Origin of the sequence: Streptomyces asoensis, assembly GCF_013085465.1 — a bacterium.
Taxonomy (GTDB): Bacteria; Actinomycetota; Actinomycetes; order Streptomycetales; family Streptomycetaceae; genus Streptomyces; species Streptomyces cacaoi_A.
Genome location: NZ_CP049838.1, coordinates 5,069,087 through 5,089,625 on the forward strand (window position 1 = coordinate 5,069,087; position 20,539 = coordinate 5,089,625).

The following is a 20,539-nucleotide window of genomic DNA, read 5'->3' on the forward strand; positions in this document are numbered from 1 at the left end:
AATCATGCTCCTTGGGCATGGGACGGTGTCTCTGCGGCCGGGCTCGAAGGAGAAGGAAGATTCTCTTCGGTGGCCGTTTCGGCGGCGGAGGTCCCGCCCCTGCGTGCACGCCAGGCGTCACGCAACATTTCGTGCCACCGCGGGCGCTTGCGCGGCGGAACATGGTCCACGCCACCGAGCGACCACGGATTGCACCGCAGGATCCGCCAGGCGGTAAGTGCCGTTCCCTTGATCGCGCCGTGCCGGTCGATGGCCGTGAAGCCGTAGTGGGAGCACGACGGGTAGTACTTGCACACCGGCCCGAGCAGCGGACTGATCGTCCACTGGTAGAGCTTGATCAGAGCCAGCAGCGGGTACTTCATCGCGCGCCCCCTCCCAGTAGCCGTTGAAGGGCGGCATCCAGGTCTTGGGCCAGCTGTGCGTGGTCGGCGTCGCCCGCCCCGGGCAACGCCCGTACGACTACCAGGCTACCGGGGGGGAACAGGGTGACTCGGTCGCGCATCAGATGACGCAGTCTGCGCTTCACCTTGTTGCGTACGACCGCGCCGCCCACGGCCTTGCTCACGACGAAACCCGCACGCGTCGGGGGAGCGCTCTCCCCAGGCGCGTGCGGGTCCGTGGCACCGCTTCGAAGATGGACCACGAGGGTCGGGCGGCCGGCCCGACGACCTCGTCGTACGGCGGCCGCGAAGTCCTCGCGCCGCCTCAGCCGATGCTCGGTAGGCAGCACGACGTCATGACCTGATCAGGCTCAGGCGGACAGGTTGGTGCGACCCTTGCTGCGGCGGTTCGCGAGAATCGCGCGACCGGCACGGGTGCGCATCCGCAGGCGGAAGCCGTGGGTCTTGGCGCGACGACGGTTGTTCGGCTGGAAGGTGCGCTTGCTCACTCGGGGGCTCCAGAAATCAATCGGTGGTGGCGGGGTGCCGTCCTGGCTGTCACCGTGCGCCCACGAGGTAGCTCGCGGTTAAACGCCCGAGTGCACCGCTTCCCGATCACCTGACGTGATCTGTGCCCATCGGAGGCAGGCGGCAGCAGCCATCGACAACTCGACCTGGTTACGGTACGCGCGGCTGCGCCATTCGGTCAAACCGGCGGTCACGGGAGACACTATCCACAGGCTGGGGACAACAACTTGAACCGCACCCGTCGGCCTGACTACCGTGGCTGAACTCCGATTCGTTCCTTTGTCCCTGCCCCCACCCGATATGAATCCCGACCGTCCCACAACCACACGTTCGTGGGACCCACGAGAGAGCGTGCCCTGTGGCTGACGTGCCTGCCGATCTTGCCGCAGTGTGGCCACGAGTACTGGAGCAGCTCCTCGGGGAGGGCCGCGGCCAGGGCGTCGAGGTGAAGGACGAGCACTGGATCCGGCGCTGCCAGCCGCTCGCGCTGGTCGCCGACACCGCCCTGCTCGCCGTACCGAACGAGTTCGCGAAGGGCGTCCTCGAAGGCCGCCTCGCCCCGATCGTCAGCGAGACGCTGAGCCGCGAGTGCGGGCGGCCGATCCGTATCGCGATCACCGTCGACGACTCGGCCGGCGAGCCCCCGGCCCCGCCGGGACCCCCCACGCAGCAACAGTCGCGCTACGAGGAGACCGAGCTCCCGGCCGGCCCCTACGACGGGCAGGACAGCCGGTACGAAGGTCAGGGGGACGGCCGGTACGACTCCGGCTACGACAAGCCGTACGAAAGCCAGTACGAGGGCTACGGCCGGCACCGCGCCGAGCAGCTGCCCCCGACGCCGGGCGACCAGCTCCCCAACTCGCGCCCGGACCAGTTGCCCACCGCGCGGCCCGCGTACCCGTCGGAATACCAGCGCCCGGAGCCCGGCGCCTGGCCGCGGCCCCAGCAGGACGAGCACAGCTGGCAGCAGCAGCGGCTCGGCTTCCCGGAGCGTGACCCCTACGCGTCGCCCTCGTCGCAGGACACGTACGGCGGGCCCGCGTCCCAGGCCCCGTACGGCGCCCCGCCGCAGCAGGACTCCTACGGTCCGCCGTCGCAGGACTACCGTCCCCAGTCGATGGAGCGGCCGCCGTACGATCCCTCGCCGTACGGACAGAAGCGCTCGGAGTACGAGCAGTCGCGCTCCGACTACGACCAGCGCGACACCGGCCGGCGTGAGCTGTCCGACCCGTCGGCCGGTCCCGGTCATCCGCACCGCGGCGGCCCGGCCGGTCCCGGCCAGCCCGGCGCCGGCGCGCCCGGGCAGCCGGCCAAGCAGTCCTCGCCGACGCCCGGCCCCGGTGAGCCGACCGCGCGTCTGAACCCGAAGTACCTCTTCGACACGTTCGTCATCGGCGCCTCCAACCGGTTCGCGCACGCGGCCGCCGTCGCCGTCGCCGAGGCACCCGCGAAGGCCTACAACCCCCTGTTCATCTACGGGGAGTCGGGCCTCGGCAAGACACACCTGCTGCACGCCATCGGGCACTACGCGCGGAGCCTCTACCCGGGCACACGTGTGCGGTACGTGAGCTCCGAGGAGTTCACCAACGAGTTCATCAACTCCATCCGCGACGGCAAGGGCGACAGCTTCCGCAAGCGGTACCGCGAGATGGACATCCTGCTCGTCGACGACATCCAGTTCCTCGCGGACAAGGAGTCGACGCAGGAGGAGTTCTTCCACACCTTCAACACGCTCCACAACGCGAACAAGCAGATCGTGCTGTCCAGCGACCGGCCGCCGAAACAGCTGGTGACGCTGGAGGACCGGCTGCGGAACCGTTTCGAGTGGGGCCTGATCACCGATGTCCAGCCGCCCGAGCTGGAGACGCGGATCGCGATCCTCCGCAAGAAGGCGGTCCAGGAGCAGCTGAACGCGCCGCCGGAGGTGCTGGAGTTCATCGCGTCCCGGATCTCGCGCAACATCCGCGAGCTGGAGGGCGCGCTGATCCGGGTGACGGCGTTCGCGTCGCTCAACCGGCAGCCGGTGGACCTGGGCCTGACGGAGATCGTCCTGAAGGACCTGATCCCCGGTGGCGAGGACTCCGCCCCCGAGATCACCTCGACGGCCATCATGGGCGCCACCGCCGACTACTTCGGGCTGACGGTCGAGGACCTGTGCGGCACCTCGCGCGGGCGCGCGCTGGTGACGGCCCGGCAGATCGCCATGTACCTGTGCCGCGAGCTGACGGACCTTTCGCTGCCGAAGATCGGCGCGCTGTTCGGCGGCCGTGACCACACGACGGTCATGCACGCGGACCGCAAGATCCGCAATCTGATGGCCGAGCGGCGCTCCATCTACAACCAGGTGACCGAGCTGACCAACCGCATCAAGAACGGCTGACGGCACCGCGAAACGCGTCCCAGACGTCGCTGAGGGCGCCCCCGGAGGGAAATCCGGGGGCGCCCTCCGTCGTTCCGGGGCCACCCACGGGCCCGGGCGCGGGGCGGGCGCGGGACGGGCCCGGACGCGGGCCGGACGCGGGACGGGCCGGGGACGGGCCGGGGACGGGCCGGACGCGGGACGGGGACGGGCCGGACGCGGGACGGGCCGGACGCGGGACGGGCCGGGCGCGCGGGCCCGACAGCGGCCGGACCCGGGCTTGATCCTGGGCTGTGCCGGGCCGATTCCAGGCCGATCCAGGGCTTGGTCCCGGGCTGATCCAGGCCGATCCAGGCCGATCCAGGCCGATCCAGGCCGATCCAGGCCGATCCAGGCCGATCCGAGGCCGATCCGAGGCCGATCGCGCGCCGAACGGCAGCGAACCGGCACCGAACCCGGGCCGAACCTCGCCCGCCAACGGTCGTCCACCGCTCACCCGTTGTTCGATTACCGGCCGGGTTACGGCCACTCTCCACAGATTCGGTGACTTTTTCCCGTCCACACCCTGGGGACTGGGAAGTTGTCCAGACTGTGTCCACAGGCGCTCCCGGTGCGGGACCATCGGACCAGGTCACCTGGCTGTGGATTCGTGGACGAAGGATCTCCACAGGCTGTGGACAAAAAAATGATCCACAGGCTGTGCACGAAGTTGTCCACCGGCAACCCACAGGCTGAGGCCCGTTGTCCCCAGCGATCACCGGCTTCTCCACATGTCTGTCCACTGTTCGGCAACCCGACGCGCCTCCTCACCGAGTCGAGTGAAAGGCGTCACACGAAGGTGCCGGGTTGGCCTGTGGGAAAGGTGGGTAAACCTGGGGACGCCGCTGGGGAGAACTCGCCTCAGCCTGTGCACGGCGTGTGCAGAACTTTCTGTTCTCCACAGAAGGCCCCGGTTGTCCACCGCCTCCGCCCACAGGCCCGGTGGATAAAATTCCGCCTCTGAGCTGCGAAAACACGGTTATCCACCGTTTCCACAGCCCCTACTACTACTCCCAACTAGAGAGAGCGAGAAATCCGTTTAGAAGGGGGTCCTGTGCACAACTCGCTCCTCGGTGCCCGGCTGCCCCTCGTCACGACTTGACCCCGAGGGGCACCGACTGTCAGTGCGGTGCGTCAGACTGGACCCGTTGGTCCTGCCCCCCGTCGGGGCCGACCACACCGAGACAGACGACGAAGGCCAGGCAGGGCGAGAAGCGCCGGCAACAGCAGGAGGCGGCAAGAGTGAAGATCCGGGTGGAACGCGACGTACTCGCGGAGGCCGTGGCCTGGGCGGCACGCAGCCTCCCGGCCCGTCCGCCGGCGCCTGTCCTCGCCGGCCTGCTGCTGAAGGCGGAGGACGGCCAGCTGAGCCTGTCCAGCTTCGACTACGAGGTCTCCGCGCGGGTCTCCGTGGACACCGAGGTCGAGGAGGAGGGCACGGTCCTCGTCTCCGGCCGCCTGCTCGCGGACATCTGCCGCGCCCTGCCCAACCGCCCGGTGGAGATCTCCACAGACGGTGTACGGGCGACGGTGGTCTGCGGTTCCTCGCGCTTCACCCTCCACACACTGCCTGTGGAGGAGTACCCGTCCCTGCCGCAGATGCCGAACGCGACGGGCACGGTCCCCGGCGAGGTCTTCGCCTCCGCGGCCGCCCAGGTCGCCATCGCCGCCGGCCGTGACGACACGCTGCCGGTCCTCACCGGTGTGCGCATCGAGATCGAGGGCGACACGGTCACGCTGGCCTCCACCGACCGCTACCGCTTCGCGGTCCGCGAGTTCCTGTGGAAGCCGGAGAACCCGGAGGCCTCCGCGGTCGCCCTGGTGCCCGCCAAGACGCTCCTGGACACCGCCAAGGCGCTCACGAGCGGCGACAGCGTCATCCTGGCGCTGTCCGGATCCGGCTCGGGCGAGGGCCTGATCGGTTTCGAGGGCGCGGGACGGCGTACGACGACCCGCCTCCTGGAGGGCGACCTCCCGAAGTACCGCACGCTGTTCCCGACCGAGTTCAACTCCGTCGCCGTGATCGAGACCGCCCCCTTCGTGGAGGCCGTCAAGCGCGTGGCCCTGGTCGCCGAGCGCAACACCCCGGTGCGGCTCAGCTTCGAGCAGGGCGTGCTCATCCTGGAGGCCGGCTCCAGTGACGACGCACAGGCTGTGGAGCGGGTCGACGCCCAGCTCGAGGGCGACGACATCTCGATCGCCTTCAACCCGACCTTCCTGCTGGACGGCCTGAGCGCCATCGACTCCCCGGTCGCCCAGCTGTCCTTCACGACGTCCACGAAGCCCGCGCTGCTCAGCGGCAAGCCGGCGCTGGACGCGGAGGCGGACGAGGCCTACAAGTACCTGATCATGCCGGTGCGTCTCAGCGGCTGACGCCGGTGCCGTGATCCGACCGGTCGTCCACAGGCCGTGGACGACCGGGGCGGTCCCTGGGGAGAAGCCACCGGTGAACCCCCAGGTGGGGTCGTACGTCTGAGCGCGTATGCCCACAGGTGTGCGTGACCGTCCGGGTTTAGGCTCGGACATGGGTACGAAGGTGCCCCACACGCCACACAGCGACCTAAGGAACAACTGATGGAGCTCGGTCTCGTCGGCCTCGGCAAGATGGGCGGCAACATGCGCGAGCGGATCCGCCGCGCGGGCCACACCGTCGTCGGATACGACCGCAACCCGGACCTCGCCGATGTCCACAGCCTCGAAGAGCTTGTGGGCAAGCTCAAGGGCCCGCGCGTGGTCTGGGTGATGGTCCCGGCCGGTGCCGCCACCCAGTCGACCGTCGACGAGCTCGCCGAGCTGCTGGAGCCGGGCGACGTCGTCGTGGACGGCGGCAACTCCCGCTGGACGGACGACGAGAAGCACGCCGGGGAACTGGCCGCCAAGGGCATCGGCTTCGTGGACTGCGGCGTCTCCGGCGGCGTCTGGGGCCTGGAGAACGGCTACGCGCTGATGTACGGCGGCGACGCGGAGCACGTGGCCAAGGTGCAGCCCGTCTTCGACGCGCTCAAGCCCGAGGGCGACTTCGGCGCGGTGCACGCCGGCAAGGTCGGCGCCGGCCACTTCGCGAAGATGGTCCACAACGGCATCGAGTACGCCATGATGCAGGCCTACGCCGAGGGCTGGGAGCTGCTGGAGAAGGTCGACTCCGTCACGGACGTGCGCGAGGTCTTCCGCTCCTGGCAGGAGGGCACGGTCATCCGGTCCTGGCTGCTCGACCTGGCCGTCAACGCCCTCGACGAGGACGAGCACCTCGACAAGCTGCGCGGCTTCGCGCAGGACTCCGGCGAGGGCCGCTGGACGGTCGAGGCCGCGATCGACAACGCCGTGCCGCTGCCCGCCATCACGGCGTCGCTGTTCGCGCGGTTCGCGTCCCGTCAGGAGGACTCGCCGCAGATGAAGATGATCGCGGCGCTGCGCAACCAGTTCGGCGGCCACGCGGTCGAGAAGAAGTAATCCACAGGGTCGCCCCGCGATCCACAACCCTGGGGGAGGTCGGCGAACGACCATGCACGTCACGCATCTGTCGCTGGCCGACTTCCGCTCGTACGCCCGGGTCGAGGTTCCGCTCGACTCGGGCGTCACCTCGTTCGTGGGCCCCAACGGGCAGGGCAAGACGAACCTCGTCGAGGCCGTCGGCTACCTCGCCACCCTCGGCAGCCACCGGGTCGCCTCGGACGCGCCCCTGGTCCGCATGGGCGCCGACCGCGCGATCATCCGGGCGCAGATCAGACAGGGCGAGCGGCAGCAGCTGGTCGAGCTGGAGCTGAACCCCGGCAAGGCCAACCGTGCCCGCATCAACAGGTCCTCGCAGGTCAGACCCCGTGATGTGCTGGGCATCGTACGGACTGTGCTGTTCGCGCCCGAGGATCTCGCGCTGATCAAGGGCGATCCCGGTGAGCGGCGCCGTTTCCTCGACGAGCTGATCACCGCGCGCTCCCCGCGGATGGCGGGCGTGCGCTCGGACTACGAGCGGGTGCTCAAGCAGCGCAACACGCTCCTCAAGTCGGCTGCGCTCGCCCGACGGCACGGCGGCCGCTCCATGGACCTGTCGACCCTCGACGTGTGGGACCAGCACCTCGCGCGCGTGGGCGCCGAGCTGCTCGCCCAGCGCCTCGACCTGGTCGCCGCGATCCAGCCGCTCGCCGACAAGGCGTACGAGCAGCTGGCGCCCGGCGGCGGTCCTGTGGCCCTGGAGTACAAGCCGTCCGCGCCCGGTGAGGCACACACGCGTGAGGACCTCTACGGGCAGTTGATGGCCGCGCTCGCGGACGTTCGCAAGCAGGAGATCGAGCGGGGCGTGACCCTGGTGGGCCCGCATCGGGACGACGTGGTTCTCAAACTCGGTCAGCTGCCCGCCAAGGGGTACGCCTCCCACGGCGAGTCCTGGTCGTACGCGCTGGCGCTGCGGCTGGCCTCGTACGACCTGCTGAGGGCCGAGGGCAACGAGCCGGTGCTGGTCCTGGACGACGTCTTCGCGGAGCTGGACGCCCGTCGGCGGGAGCGGCTGGCCGAGCTGGTGGCACCCGGCGAGCAGGTGCTGGTGACGGCGGCGGTCGACGACGACGTACCGCATGTGCTCGCGGGAGCCAGGTACGCCGTGGCCGAGGGGACGGTGGAGCGCCTGTGACCGCGGACGAGCCTGCGAAGCGGGTCCCCGAGCCGTCCGGCGTCGACCTCGCGCGGGTGGCGCTCAGGGCGGCCCGCGAGCAGGCACGCGCGCGTGGGGACGCGGCTCAGCAGAAGAAGCAGGCGCGGCGCGGCGGCGGCCTGCGCTCCGGCGCGCGCGCGGACGGCCGCGACCCCATGGCGCTGGGCGCGGCGATCAACCGGCTGCTCAACGAGCGCGGGTGGGAGGCGCCGGCGGCGGTGGGCGGTGTGATGGGCCGGTGGCCGCAGATCGTCGGCGAGGACGTGGCCAAGCACTGCGTGCCGGAGAAGTACGACGAGGAAGAGCGGGCGCTGATCGTGCGCTGCGACTCCACGGCCTGGGCGACGAACCTGCGGCTGCTCGCGCCGACGCTCGTCGCACGCCTCAACGAGGATCTGGGCCACGGGACGGTGCGGCAGATCAAGGTGCTCGGTCCCAACGGCCCCGCACGCCGCTACGGCCCCCTCAGGGCCCCTGGGAGCACCGGTCCCGGCGATACCTACGGGTGACGTGCGTCACGCTTTCCGAGGCCGGGAGGGTCCTGCGGGGACCGCCCGGCCTTTGTTCTGTGTGCCCGCGTGCGGGTGCGAATTCGGACCTGACTCCCAAGTAGCCAAGGGTTGACACCCGGAAGCGCTGAGTGCCTCCGTGAGCCTCTTGGAGCCCCCTTCCGTATATCGGGACCCGGAAGAGACCGGTTGAGGGCGGCACATGCGGACTCAGGTACCGGCAAACCCCCATCAGTGTCAGTGCTACCGGTAGACTGGAAGCCAATCCCGCCCCGAACGTGGGGACCGCCCGGGAGAAGCTGAGCAACGCTGATCAAGGCTTACCAACGCAACATGCCGCAGCCGCTCCGGCAACCTGCCGACGAGCCTGGCTGGTGCTGTGCCAGAAAGGGCGCTTCGTGGCCGATTCCGGCAACCCCAACGAGAACATCCCGTCCACCGACGCCGGCGCGAGCGGCGGGGCAGCCGCCTCGACCAGCGAGGTCACCACCTCGTACGACGCCAGCGCCATTACCGTCCTCGAGGGTCTGGACGCGGTCCGTAAGCGACCCGGTATGTACATCGGCTCGACCGGCGAGCGCGGTCTGCACCACCTCGTGTACGAGGTCGTCGACAACTCGGTCGACGAGGCGCTGGCGGGCCACGCGGACACCATCGACGTGACGATCCTGGCCGACGGCGGTGTCCGTGTCATCGACAACGGCCGCGGTATCCCGGTGGGCATCGTGGCGTCCGAGGGCAAGCCGGCCCTCGAGGTCGTGCTGACCGTGCTGCACGCGGGCGGCAAGTTCGGCGGCGGCGGCTACGCGGTCTCCGGTGGTCTGCACGGCGTCGGCGTCTCGGTCGTGAACGCCCTGTCGAGCAAGGTCGCGGTCGAGGTCAAGACCGACGGCCACCGCCACACGCAGGACTACAAGATGGGCGTTCCGACGGCCCCGCTCGTCAAGCACGAGGCCACGAACGAGACGGGCACCTCGGTCACCTTCTGGGCCGACGCCGACATCTTCGAGACCACGGAGTACTCCTTCGAGACGCTCTCGCGGCGCTTCCAGGAGATGGCGTTCCTCAACAAGGGTCTGACCATCAAGCTCACCGACGAGCGCGAGTCGGCGAAGGCCACCGCCGGGGCGGACGAGGCGGGTGCGGACGAGAAGGACGAGGTCAAGACCGTCACGTACCACTACGAGGGCGGCATCGTCGACTTCGTGAAGTACCTCAACTCCCGCAAGGGCGACGTGGTGCACCCGACGGTGATCGACCTCGAGGCGGAGGACAAGGAGAAGAGCCTCTCCCTCGAAGTCGCCATGCAGTGGAACAGCGGTTACAGCGAGGGTGTGTACTCCTTCGCCAACATCATCCACACGCATGAGGGCGGCACGCACGAGGAGGGCTTCCGCTCGGCGCTGACGAACCTGGTCAACAAGTACGCGCGGGACAAGAAGCTGCTGCGCGAGAAGGACGACAACCTCACGGGTGACGACATCCGCGAGGGTCTGACGGCGATCATCTCCGTCAAGCTGAGCGAGCCTCAGTTCGAGGGCCAGACGAAGACCAAGCTGGGCAACACGGAGGCGAAGACCTTCGTCCAGAAGGCGGTCTACGAGCACCTCAACGACTGGCTGGACCGCAACCCGGTGGAGGCGGCGGACATCGTCCGCAAGGGCATCCAGGCGGCCACCGCGCGCGTGGCGGCCCGCAAGGCCCGCGACCTGACCCGCCGCAAGGGTCTGCTGGAGTCGGCGTCCCTGCCGGGCAAGCTCTCCGACTGCCAGTCGAACGACCCCATCAAGTGCGAGATCTTCATCGTCGAGGGTGACTCCGCCGGCGGCTCGGCCAAGTCCGGCCGCAACCCGCAGTACCAGGCGATCCTCCCGATCCGAGGCAAGATCCTCAACGTCGAGAAGGCGCGGATCGACAAGATCCTCCAGAACCAGGAGATCCAGGCGCTGATCTCCGCCTTCGGCACCGGTGTGCACGAGGACTTCGACATCTCGAAGCTCCGCTATCACAAGATCATCCTGATGGCGGACGCCGACGTCGACGGCCAGCACATCAACACCCTGCTGCTGACCTTCCTGTTCCGCTTCATGCGGCCGCTGGTCGAGGCCGGGCACGTGTTCCTCTCCCGTCCCCCGCTCTACAAGATCAAGTGGGGCCGGGAGGACATCGAGTACGCGTACTCCGACCGGGAGCGCGACGCGCTGCTCGAGATGGGCCGCCAGCGCGGCAAGCGCGTGCGCGAGGACTCGATCCAGCGCTTCAAGGGCCTCGGTGAGATGAACGCCGAGGAACTGCGCATCACGACCATGGACCAGGAGCACCGCGTCCTCGGCCAGGTCACCCTCGACGACGCCGCCCAGGCCGACGACCTGTTCTCGGTCCTGATGGGCGAGGACGTCGAAGCGCGCCGCGCCTTCATCCAGCGCAACGCCAAGGACGTCCGTTTCCTCGACATCTGAGTCGGTCTCAGCTGACCGCACCAGAAAGGATTCTCACCAGCAATGACCGACGAGAACACTCCCGTCACCCCTGAAGAGGGCGGCGACGTCGTGATGCGCATCGAGCCCGTCGGGCTCGAGACGGAAATGCAGCGCTCGTACCTCGACTACGCGATGTCCGTCATCGTCTCCCGCGCGCTGCCGGACGTCCGCGACGGTCTCAAGCCCGTCCACCGCCGCGTCCTGTACGCCATGTACGACGGCGGCTACCGGCCCGAGAAGGGCTTCTACAAGTGCGCCCGCGTCGTCGGCGACGTCATGGGCAACTACCACCCGCACGGCGACTCCTCGATCTACGACGCGCTGGTCCGCCTCGCGCAGCCGTGGTCGATGCGGATGCCGCTGGTGGACTCCAACGGCAACTTCGGCTCTCCCGGCAACGACCCGGCGGCCGCCATGCGGTACACCGAGTGCAAGATGATGCCGCTGTCCATGGAGATGGTCCGCGACATCGACGAGGAGACCGTCGACTTCACGGACAACTACGACGGCCGCTCCCAGGAGCCGACCGTCCTGCCGGCCCGTTTCCCGAACCTGCTGATCAACGGTTCGGCCGGTATCGCGGTCGGCATGGCGACCAACATCCCCCCGCACAACCTGCGCGAGGTCGCGTCCGGCGCCCAGTGGTACCTGGAGAACCCGGAAGCCTCGCACGAGGAGCTGCTGGACGCCCTCATCGAGCGCATCAAGGGCCCCGACTTCCCGACCGGCGCGCTCGTCGTCGGCCGCAAGGGCATCGAGGAGGCGTACCGCACGGGGCGCGGCTCCATCACGATGCGCGCGGTCGTCGAGGTCGAGGAGATCCAGAACCGCCAGTGCCTGGTGGTCACGGAGCTGCCGTACCAGACCAACCCCGACAACCTCGCGCAGAAGATCGCCGACCTGGTGAAGGACGGCAAGGTCGGCGGCATCGCGGACGTCCGTGACGAGACGTCGTCCCGTACGGGCCAGCGCCTGGTCATCGTCCTGAAGCGGGACGCGGTCGCCAAGGTCGTCCTCAACAACCTGTACAAGCACACGGATCTCCAGTCGAACTTCGGCGCCAACATGCTGGCCCTGGTCGACGGTGTCCCGCGCACGCTCTCCCTGGACGCGTTCATCCGCCACTGGGTGGCGCACCAGATCGAGGTCATCGTCCGCCGTACGCGCTTCCGGCTGCGCAAGGCCGAGGAGCGGGCGCACATCCTGCGCGGCCTCCTGAAGGCCCTGGACGCCATCGACGAGGTCATCGCGCTGATCCGGCGCAGCGACACCGTCGACATCGCGCGCACGGGCCTGATGGGGCTCCTGGAGATCGACGAGATCCAGGCCAACGCCATCCTCGAGATGCAGCTGCGCCGACTGGCCGCCCTGGAGCGCCAGAAGATCATCCAGGAGCACGACGAACTCCAGGCGAAGATCACCGAGTACAACGCGATCCTGGCCTCGCCGGTCCGCCAGCGCGGCATCGTGAGCGAGGAACTGGCCGCGATCGTCGAGAAGTACGGCGACGACCGCAAGACGATGCTGGTGCCCTACGACGGTGACATGTCCATCGAGGACCTGATCGCCGAGGAGGACATCGTCGTCACCATCTCGCGCGGTGGCTACGTCAAGCGCACGAAGACGGACGACTACCGCTCCCAGAAGCGCGGCGGCAAGGGGGTGCGTGGGGCGAAGCTCAAGGAAGACGACATCGTCGACCACTTCTTCGTCTCCACCACGCACCACTGGCTGCTGTTCTTCACCAACAAGGGCCGGGTGTACCGGGCGAAGGCGTACGAGCTGCCCGACGCCGGCCGCGACGCGCGTGGCCAGCACGTCGCGAACCTGCTGGCCTTCCAGCCGGACGAGGCGATCGCCGAGATCCTCGCGATCCGCGACTACGAGGCGGCGCCCTACCTGGTGCTGGCCACCAAGGGCGGCCTGGTCAAGAAGACGCCTCTGAAGGATTACGATTCGCCGCGTGCCGGTGGTGTCATCGCGATCAACCTCCGTGAGACGGAGGACGGTTCCGACGACGAACTGATCGGAGCCGAACTCGTCTCGGCCGACGACGATCTGCTTCTGATCAGCAAGAAGGCACAGTCGATCCGGTTCACCGCGACGGACGACTCCCTGCGGCCCATGGGCCGTGCCACCTCGGGTGTCAAGGGCATGAGCTTCCGTGAGGGAGACCAGCTGCTCTCGATGAATGTTGTTCGACCCGGTACGTTCGTGTTCACTGCCACAGACGGTGGGTACGCGAAGCGGACCGCCGTCGACGAGTACCGCGTCCAGGGTCGCGGCGGCCTGGGTATCAAGGCTGCCAAGATCGTCGAGGACCGCGGTTCGCTCGTCGGCGCGCTGGTGGTCGAGGAGACCGACGAGATCCTCGCCATCACGCTGTCCGGCGGTGTGATTCGTACGCGAGTCAACGAGATCAGGGAGACGGGCCGTGACACCATGGGCGTCCAACTGATCAACCTGGGCAAGCGCGATGCCGTCGTCGGCATCGCACGTAACGCCGAGGCGGGGCGCGAGGCGGAGGAGGTCGACGGCGAGGTTGCTGTGGACGAGACCGCCGAGGCAGCCACGACCACCGGCACGGACGAGGGTGAGTCGCCCTCGTCCGAGTAGCACGAGGAGTGAGTCATCGTGAGCGGAGCCACGGGCGCCGGTACGTCTGCCGGTACGGGAAAGAACGGCGGCGGCCGTGGCTCCGCCGCGCCGGCGGGGGACGCGCGTACGACCGACGCGCGGGGCGCCGGGGGTGCCGACGGGCGTGCGGCGGACACCCACACGACCCAGCTGAAGGCCATCAAGCCCCCTGCGGCCGACTTGCCCTCACCCTCGACCGACACGCAAGGATCGAAGGGATCCCAGGGGGGAACCGTGACGGACACCAGAGGCACGCAGGCCAAGCAGGAGGCATCGCCGCTCCCCGGTGAGCGGCAGCCGCAGCAGCAGCCCGCCGGGCCCTATCACCCGCCGCAGGCCTACCCGCCGCAGGCGCCCGCGGCGCCGGCCGCGGCCGGCGCCGTACGGCGTCCGCGGACCGGCGCCCGCACCACGCCCCGGGTCCGCAAGGCTCGGCTGCGTGTCTCGAAGGCCGACCCCTGGTCGGTGATGAAGGTCAGCTTCCTGCTCTCCATCGCCCTGGGCATCTGCACGATCGTCGCGGCCGCCGTGCTGTGGATGGTCATGGACGCGATGGGCGTCTTCTCGACGGTCGGCGGCACGGTGGCGGAGGCGACCGGCTCGAACGAGTCGAACGGCTTCGACCTCCAGTCGTTCCTGTCGCTCTCCCACGTCCTGATGTTCACGTCGATCATCGCGGTCATCGATGTCGTCCTCGCGACCGCGCTCGCGACGCTCGGCGCGTTCATCTACAACCTGTCCGCGGGCTTCGTCGGCGGCGTCGAGCTGACGCTGGCCGAGGACGAGTGACCTTTGCCGTCGTAGCGGTTTCAAACCCTGCTGTGCGTCCCGCGACTATCGATTTTGGGACTGCCCACGTCGTGCGCTAATCTTCAGGAGTCAGCGCGCGGGACACACACCGCAGAGCGCGGCGGGGCTATAGCTCAGTTGGTTAGAGCGCATCCCTGATAAGGATGAGGCCACAGGTTCAAATCCTGTTAGCCCCACATACGAGAAGACCCCCAACCGATCATGGTTGGGGGTCTTTGACATCTACGGCTGACATCAACGGCCGTGACGGCTGCGGTCAGCCGATCAGCGGGTCCTCCAGGAGTTCGGCCAGCATGCCCACAGCCTCCCGCTCGCTGTCTACCTTCAACGGCGACGCCATCAGCGCGCTCACGACATGACCAGTCGGGGCCGTCTCCGGTCCGTCGCAGGTCGCAGCGTTGATCGATTACACGCCCGCAGGTCAGAGACCCGCCCCTTCACTTCTGCGGCGACTGATCACCCTTCACGGCGCTTGACTCTCCCATCGAGATCCACCGACCTCGCGGGGTCTGCGCCCGCTCGTGGCGAACGGGAGGCAACGGCCCCCGGTCGCCGTGGTGATGGAGGCGGCCTAGCTTGGAAGTGTTCGGCGGCTCCATCCCGTGTCGGCGACAGGATCTGTCGTCGTAGCGGGCCGCACAAACGTCACCGGCGCTTGTGTTCCTGGTGTGGACGGAGACAGATGACCCAGTCGTCACTGAGCGAGTACAGACCGGGGCAGCGGTTCCCGGGAGTGATCGGGCGGACGACCGATGAGTCGAGTCCGGCGTGGCCGCAGCCGGTGCGGGCGGTGGCAGGTGCGCCGAACGTGCTGTTCATCGTGTTCGACGACACGGGGTTCGGGCAGTTCGGTTGCTACGGCAGTCCGATAGAGACGCCGAATCTGGACGCGCTTGCCGGGGGCGGGCTGCTGTACAGCAACATGCACACCACCTCGCTGTGCTCGCCGTCGCGCTCCTGCATCATCACGGGCCGCAACCACCACGCCAACGGCATGGCGGCGATCACGGAGCTGGCCACCGGCTATCCGGGCTACGACGGGCAGATCCCGTTCGAGAACGGGTTCCTGTCGGAGATGCTGCTGGAGCACGGCTACAACACGTACATGGTCGGCAAGTGGCACCTGATGCCCTCGGAGCAGGAATCGGCGGCGGGCCCGTACGACCGGTGGCCGCTGGGGCGGGGTTTCGAGCGGTTCTACGGGTTCCTGGGCGGTGACACGAGCCAGTGGTATCCGGACCTGGTGTACGACAACCACCAGATCGAGCCGCCGGCTACGCCGGAGGAGGGCTACCACCTGACGGAGGACCTGGTCGAGCGGGCGATGTCGTTCATCGCCGACGCCAAGCAGGTCGCCCCGGACAAGCCGTTCTTCCTGAACTTGTGCCCCGGTGCGACGCATGCCCCGCACCATGTGCCGAAGAAGTGGGCCAACCGCTACCGGGGGCGGTTCGACGACGGCTGGGACGCCTACCGCGAGCGCACCTTCGCCCGGCAGAAGGAGCTCGGCGTGGTGCCCGCGGACGCGCAGCTGTCCCCGCACGATCCGGACGTGCCCGCGTGGGATTCGCTCACGCCCGACGCGCGGCGCTTGGCCGCGCGGATGATGGAGGTCTATGCAGGGTTCCTCTCCCACACCGACCACCACCTCGGGCGGCTGCTGGACTTCCTGAAGGAGACCGGCGAGTTCGACAACACGCTGATCATGGTCGTCTCCGACAACGGGGCGAGCGCCGAGGGCGGGGTGACCGGCACCACCAACGAGGTGCAGTTCTTCAACAATGCGCCCGAGACGCTGGAGAAGAGCCTGGCGCGGATCGATGAGCTCGGTGGCCCGGCCACGTTCAACCACTACCCGTGGGGATGGACATGGGCGGGCAACACGCCGTTCCGCCGGTGGAAGCGGGAGACCTACCGCGGTGGCGTCAGTGACCCGTTCCTCGTCCACTGGCCCGACGGGATCCGGGCCCGCGGTGAGATCCGCGACCAGTTCGCGCACATCATCGACATGGTCCCCACCGTCCTGGACGTGCTCGGCATCGAGGCGCCGGCGACCATTCGGGGTGTCACCCAGTCGCCCCTTCACGGGGTCAGCTTCGCGCACACCTTCGACGACGCCGGCGCAGCGAGCCGCCACCGCACCCAGTACTACGAGATGCTCGGACACCGGGCGATCGACCACGACGGGTGGCGGGCGGTGTGCCCCTGGCCTGGCCCCTCTTTCGAGGAGGCCGAGCGGCCGTTCGGCACTCCGATCACGATGGCGGACCTCGACGACCTCGACGCCCACCACTGGGAGCTCTACCACGTCGACGAGGACATCGCCGAGACCAGGAATCTCGCCCAGGAGCACCGCAGCAAACTCATCGAGATGATCGCGCTGTGGTACGTGGAGGCGGGCAAGTACAACGTGATGCCGATCGACGGCAGCGTCCTCCAGCGCATCATGACCGAGCGCCCTCAGATCACCGAGAACCGCACCAGCTACACATTCCGTTCCGGTACCCAGGCCGTTCCCGCCGCAGTCGCGCCCCGGGTCCTCAACCGCCCGCACAGCGTCACCGCCGACGTCGAGATCCCGCCCGGCGGCGCGCAGGGCGTCCTGCTCTGCCAGGGCACCAACGCCGGTGGCTGGTCCCTCTACGTCAAGGACGGCCACCTGCACTACGCCCACAACTACGTCCAGCGGACCCTGCACCACGTGGTCTCCAGCGAGAGCCTGCCAGAGGGGCGGCACGCGCTGCGTTTCGAGTTCGAGCCCACCGGCGCCCCGGACATCGCCCACGGCAAGGGCGCACCCGGCCGCGCCCAGCTCTATATCGACGCCCACCTCGTCGGACAGAGCGACATGCCGGTCACCACCCCGATCACCTTCAATCCGGGTGGCATGGCCTGCGGCGCCAACCCCGGCTCTGCCGTCACCCCTGACTACCGGGCGCCGTTCCGCTTCACCGGCACCCTCCACAGCGTCACCGTCGACCTGTCCGGCGACCTCATCCTCGACGCCGAGAGCGAGATGCGCATGCACATGGCCCGCCAATGAGGAGCGGGTGGGCAACCACCAACCGCACGGCCGTCATCCAGGCCGCCGACGGCGGACCGACCGCTGAGGCTGCCAAGGCATGGCCTGTGCGATGCGCGTCCTTGTATACGTCAGCCGCTCGGCTCAGGGGCCCAGTACCCAGGCCCGACGCCGCGCCGGTCGATCCAGGGTGAACCCACGATGTCTGCCGGGTCGATGTCCAGCCGCCGGCGCATCTCGGTGCGCCCGGGCCTGGCAGCGAGCAGCCGGTAGGTGGCGCTCCACCGTCAAGCCAAGGTGAAGGGGAGTATCTGTCAAGGTCGCCCGTGATGACTGACACCAACGCCTGACACCAACAGGCGCGAACCCGGGTGACATCGACGGGTGGGCTACGTGTGAGCCGGGGGCTGCGGCTTGCTCGGAGGACCACGGGTTGCCCGGAGGGCTACAGGTTGCCCGGAGGACTCCGGGATTGCCGGTGGGCCCGGGATCGAGGGAGTGTGGCGGCGAGGGCACGGCGAAGGCCCGGTGGCTCCTGGGGAGCTGCCGGGCCTGCTCGTGCGGGCTGTACGCAAGTTCGCCGTTACGTCGGGGGAGGCGGCACGTGGTGTGCCGGGGGCTCAGCGCTGGAGCGGGGTGGCCGGCTCGGCCGGGTCCGCGGAGTCGCAGGAGGCGGTGGCGTGCTCGGCCGCTTCCGTGTCCGGGAGGCCGCGGTGGCGGCAGCTGGGTGACTTGCCGTGCGCCTCGGCGCGGATGCGCTGCTTCATCGTGGGGGGCAGGGAGCGGGCTTGAGCCCAGACCCAGGGAGCCGCGACCGTCGGCCACGCCGTCGTGTCCGTGGTGGTCACGCTCTCGCTGCTGCGCGTCGGAGCGGACTGCGCCGCCGCCGTGGTGGCGGTCGTCGTGATGAGTCCGAGCGCCGTGCACAGCGCGAGGAAGGCGGTGACGATGGCGGTCCACAGCTTCATGACCCGGTTCTCGGGCATGGCCCCTCACTTTCGGGTTGGGCGATTTGCGTACTTTCCTCATGATGTGTAAGGAGGGCGCGAAGTGGTGGACCGACGCTCGCGGCGTGGCGTTGTTCTGATGAACACCACCCGGATGGGCGCAAAGCGCTCTAAAAGCGGAGAAGTGAGGATCAGATGGGATGAGGACGGGCAAACGTCACCGTCCGTACGGGTGTGATCACCCTCCGATCGGAGCGGTGTGATCCGCTTCTATTGCGCTGCCGAGGGCGGGAGTTGAGGGGCCGACACAGGTCACCGATCGGTCTCGGTCGGTGTGTATAGTCGGGCGCCAGAGGTCCCCTACGTCAAGGAAAGACGAGGTCGCGCGGTGAAGAAGCTTCTCCTGGTCGCACTGGCCGCCATCGGCGGGCTCCTCGTGTACCGCCAGATCCAGGCGGATCGCGCCGAGCAGGATCTGTGGACGGAGGCGACTGACTCCGTGCCCACGGGTTCGTGAGTATCGATACCGAAGACTGAACAGACCCCGGCCGCCGCTCGCGGTCGGGGTTTTGTGTTGCGGATCCCCCGGCCCGCGGTTAGAGGCGGGCTTTTCGGACGCTCGTACGGAATGCGGGGGTGGCACGCGCGCGTGCGGGGGAGGATGGCCCACGTTCGGTCGAAGGCGAGGGGGCGGGGTCGATGGCCCGGCGTACGGGGCGTGGAGCGGCCGTGTGGCGGGCCGTCGTGCGGAGCGCGGTCGTAGGAGCGGTGCTCTGCGTGTCGTCGGCGGTGCTGCCCGGACGGGTCGCCGTGGCCGCGCCGAACGTCCCCGCGTACGCCTTCGCCGACGACGTGCGCAGCGCCCCCGCGGCGACGGGCACCACCGGCGCCGCCCGTCTGGAACCCGGCGCGACGTACCGGAGTTCCCTCCAGGGCGATGACGGTGAAGACGGCGAAGGCAAGGCCTACTACCGCCTCGAACTCGACGGCACGTCGAACGTGTACGTCTCCGTCACGGCGATCCCGCGCGCGGGAGCCACGCTCTCCGCAGGGGACGGGATCAGCGTCTCCGTGCAGGACGCCGACAGCGTCACGTGCTCCTCCGACTCCGTGACCGTCGGAGCCGCCCTGAGTCCCCAGCCGCTCACCGCCTGGGGAGCGCGCGAACTTTTGCCGCCGGGCACGGGGCTGTGTCAGAAGGCCGGTACGTACTACGTCGTCGTCGAGCGCACCGGCACCGGCACCGGCAGTGGTGAGGAGGAGACGGACCTCTCCGACGGCCGGTCCTGGGACCTGGAACTCGCGCCCGTCTCCGAAGCGCCCCTGGCGAAGGCGGCCGCCACGAGCGTGCCCGAGGTGTGGGACTCCGCTACGCCCACGCTGCCCGTGGACGAGCCGGTCGCCGTCCGGGGCGGGGCCGGCTTTGCCGAGGCGGCTGCCGTGAAGCAGGGCGTCCGGAGCGACGAGATCGTCCCCGGGCAGACCCTCTTCTACAAGGTGCCCGTCGACTGGGGGCAGCAGCTGTCCGCCACCGTCGACCTGGGCAGCGCGGACAAGAACTCCGGGTACGTGGTCGACGCGCTGGACCTGACGCTCTACAACCCGGTGCGCGCCTCGGTCAAGGACGTGGGCATCGGTTACGGCGGCAGCCAGAAGTCGGCCTCGCTGCCACCGGTCCCGCCGGTCGGATACACCAACCGGTACGCCCCCACCGACCCGACGAAGTCCCTGCGGTTCGCCGGCTCGTACTACCTGGTGGTGCACCTCGCGGCACAGGTCGCCGATCGTTTCGGTGAGGGGCCGTACGGGCTGACCCTGCGCGTCCGGCTCGGCGGCGGCACCCAGGCCGGTCCGGGGTACGCGCGGCAGTCGGTGCCGCGCGGGTTCTTCGACGTCGGCGCGCCGGACCCCGTGCCCTCGGGGGGCGAGGGCTTGGCGGGCGCCGACGCGTCGGGTGACGGAGCGGCGGGCGGCGACCCCGCGATGAAGGCGGTCGCCGTGGGCGGCATCGGTACCGGAAGCGTGCTGCTGATGGTGCTCGGGGTGTGGACGCTGACCGCCCGGCGCCGGGCGGCGGCTCAGATGCGCGTCAACGCCCAGAACCCCACGGCGTAGCAGGCCAGCGCGAGGAACAGCAGAGGCAGCGCGACCCTGGCGGGCGGACCGGGACGCCCACGGCGACG

General features: G+C 69.1%; 15 protein-coding genes and 1 tRNA gene. 12 read left to right on the forward strand and 4 right to left on the reverse strand.

Features of this window, described 5'->3' with window-relative positions:
- Positions 1-2 precede the first annotated feature (2 nt).
- From yidD to rpmH, 3 genes are read right to left on the reverse strand one after another with little or no spacing between them, the layout of a single operon-like run.
- Complete coding sequence (gene yidD / locus G9272_RS22645; RefSeq protein ID WP_171398265.1) at positions 3-362, reverse strand: membrane protein insertion efficiency factor YidD; 360 nt, start codon at positions 360-362, stop codon at positions 3-5.
- Positions 359-730 carry a ribonuclease P protein component gene (gene rnpA, locus G9272_RS22650; RefSeq protein WP_171398266.1) on the reverse strand — a complete coding sequence of 124 codons (372 nt, stop codon included), beginning with the start codon at positions 728-730 and terminating at the stop codon, positions 359-361. Before rnpA ends, yidD begins: the two co-directional genes overlap by 4 nt.
- A 21-nt stretch (positions 731-751) precedes the next feature.
- Positions 752-889 (reverse strand): 50S ribosomal protein L34, encoded by a 138-nt coding sequence (gene rpmH / locus G9272_RS22655; protein WP_020130646.1) that lies wholly within the window; start codon positions 887-889, stop codon positions 752-754.
- Between the two features lie 377 nt (positions 890-1,266).
- Here rpmH and dnaA point away from each other — a divergent pair, with 377 nt between their 5' ends.
- The 10 genes from dnaA to G9272_RS22705 all read left to right on the forward strand — a co-directional run bounded on the left by dnaA (position 1,267) and on the right by G9272_RS22705 (position 17,430).
- On the forward strand, positions 1,267-3,288 hold the full coding sequence (dnaA, locus tag G9272_RS22660) for a chromosomal replication initiator protein DnaA (RefSeq protein WP_171398267.1): 2,022 nt from the start codon (positions 1,267-1,269) through the stop codon (positions 3,286-3,288).
- A gap of 1,260 nt (positions 3,289-4,548) precedes the next feature.
- Positions 4,549-5,679, forward strand: a complete 1,131-nt coding sequence (gene dnaN / locus G9272_RS22665; protein WP_171398268.1) for a DNA polymerase III subunit beta — start codon at positions 4,549-4,551, stop codon at positions 5,677-5,679.
- Between the two features lie 201 nt (positions 5,680-5,880).
- Positions 5,881-6,756 (forward strand): phosphogluconate dehydrogenase (NAD(+)-dependent, decarboxylating), encoded by an 876-nt coding sequence (gnd, locus tag G9272_RS22670; protein ID WP_057606303.1) that lies wholly within the window; start codon positions 5,881-5,883, stop codon positions 6,754-6,756.
- Positions 6,757-6,808: 52 nt separating this feature from the next.
- Positions 6,809-7,930 (forward strand): DNA replication/repair protein RecF, encoded by a 1,122-nt coding sequence (gene recF / locus G9272_RS22675; protein ID WP_171398269.1) that lies wholly within the window; start codon positions 6,809-6,811, stop codon positions 7,928-7,930.
- Complete coding sequence (locus G9272_RS22680; RefSeq protein WP_171398270.1) at positions 7,927-8,460, forward strand: DUF721 domain-containing protein; 534 nt, start codon at positions 7,927-7,929, stop codon at positions 8,458-8,460. Before recF ends, G9272_RS22680 begins: the two co-directional genes overlap by 4 nt.
- A gap of 374 nt (positions 8,461-8,834) precedes the next feature.
- Positions 8,835-10,919 carry a DNA topoisomerase (ATP-hydrolyzing) subunit B gene (gene gyrB, locus G9272_RS22685; protein ID WP_171398271.1) on the forward strand — a complete coding sequence of 695 codons (2,085 nt, stop codon included), beginning with the start codon at positions 8,835-8,837 and terminating at the stop codon, positions 10,917-10,919.
- 42 nt (positions 10,920-10,961) lie between these two features.
- A complete protein-coding gene (gene gyrA, locus G9272_RS22690) occupies positions 10,962-13,556 on the forward strand; it encodes a DNA gyrase subunit A (RefSeq protein WP_171398272.1) in 2,595 nt (864 codons plus the stop codon).
- 18 nt (positions 13,557-13,574) lie between these two features.
- The gene (locus tag G9272_RS22695) at positions 13,575-14,366 is read left to right on the forward strand and encodes a DUF3566 domain-containing protein (RefSeq protein ID WP_171398273.1); all 792 of its coding nucleotides are present in this window, start codon (positions 13,575-13,577) and stop codon (positions 14,364-14,366) included.
- A gap of 123 nt (positions 14,367-14,489) precedes the next feature.
- A tRNA-Ile gene (locus tag G9272_RS22700) sits at positions 14,490-14,563 on the forward strand.
- Between the two features lie 506 nt (positions 14,564-15,069).
- On the forward strand, positions 15,070-17,430 hold the full coding sequence (locus tag G9272_RS22705; protein ID WP_171398274.1) for an arylsulfatase: 2,361 nt from the start codon (positions 15,070-15,072) through the stop codon (positions 17,428-17,430).
- 599 nt (positions 17,431-18,029) lie between these two features.
- On the opposite strand, the gene G9272_RS22710 is transcribed toward G9272_RS22705, so the two are convergent.
- Positions 18,030-18,395 (reverse strand): DUF6344 domain-containing protein, encoded by a 366-nt coding sequence (locus tag G9272_RS22710; RefSeq protein ID WP_171398275.1) that lies wholly within the window; start codon positions 18,393-18,395, stop codon positions 18,030-18,032.
- A gap of 349 nt (positions 18,396-18,744) precedes the next feature.
- On the opposite strand from G9272_RS22710, the gene G9272_RS22715 reads away from it, so the two are divergent.
- Both G9272_RS22715 and G9272_RS22720 read left to right on the forward strand, forming a co-directional pair.
- Positions 18,745-18,873, forward strand: a complete 129-nt coding sequence (locus G9272_RS22715) for a DLW-39 family protein (protein ID WP_003999697.1) — start codon at positions 18,745-18,747, stop codon at positions 18,871-18,873.
- A gap of 182 nt (positions 18,874-19,055) precedes the next feature.
- Complete coding sequence (locus G9272_RS22720; RefSeq protein WP_253267898.1) at positions 19,056-20,471, forward strand: hypothetical protein; 1,416 nt, start codon at positions 19,056-19,058, stop codon at positions 20,469-20,471.
- Positions 20,472-20,539: the final 68 nt, after the last annotated feature.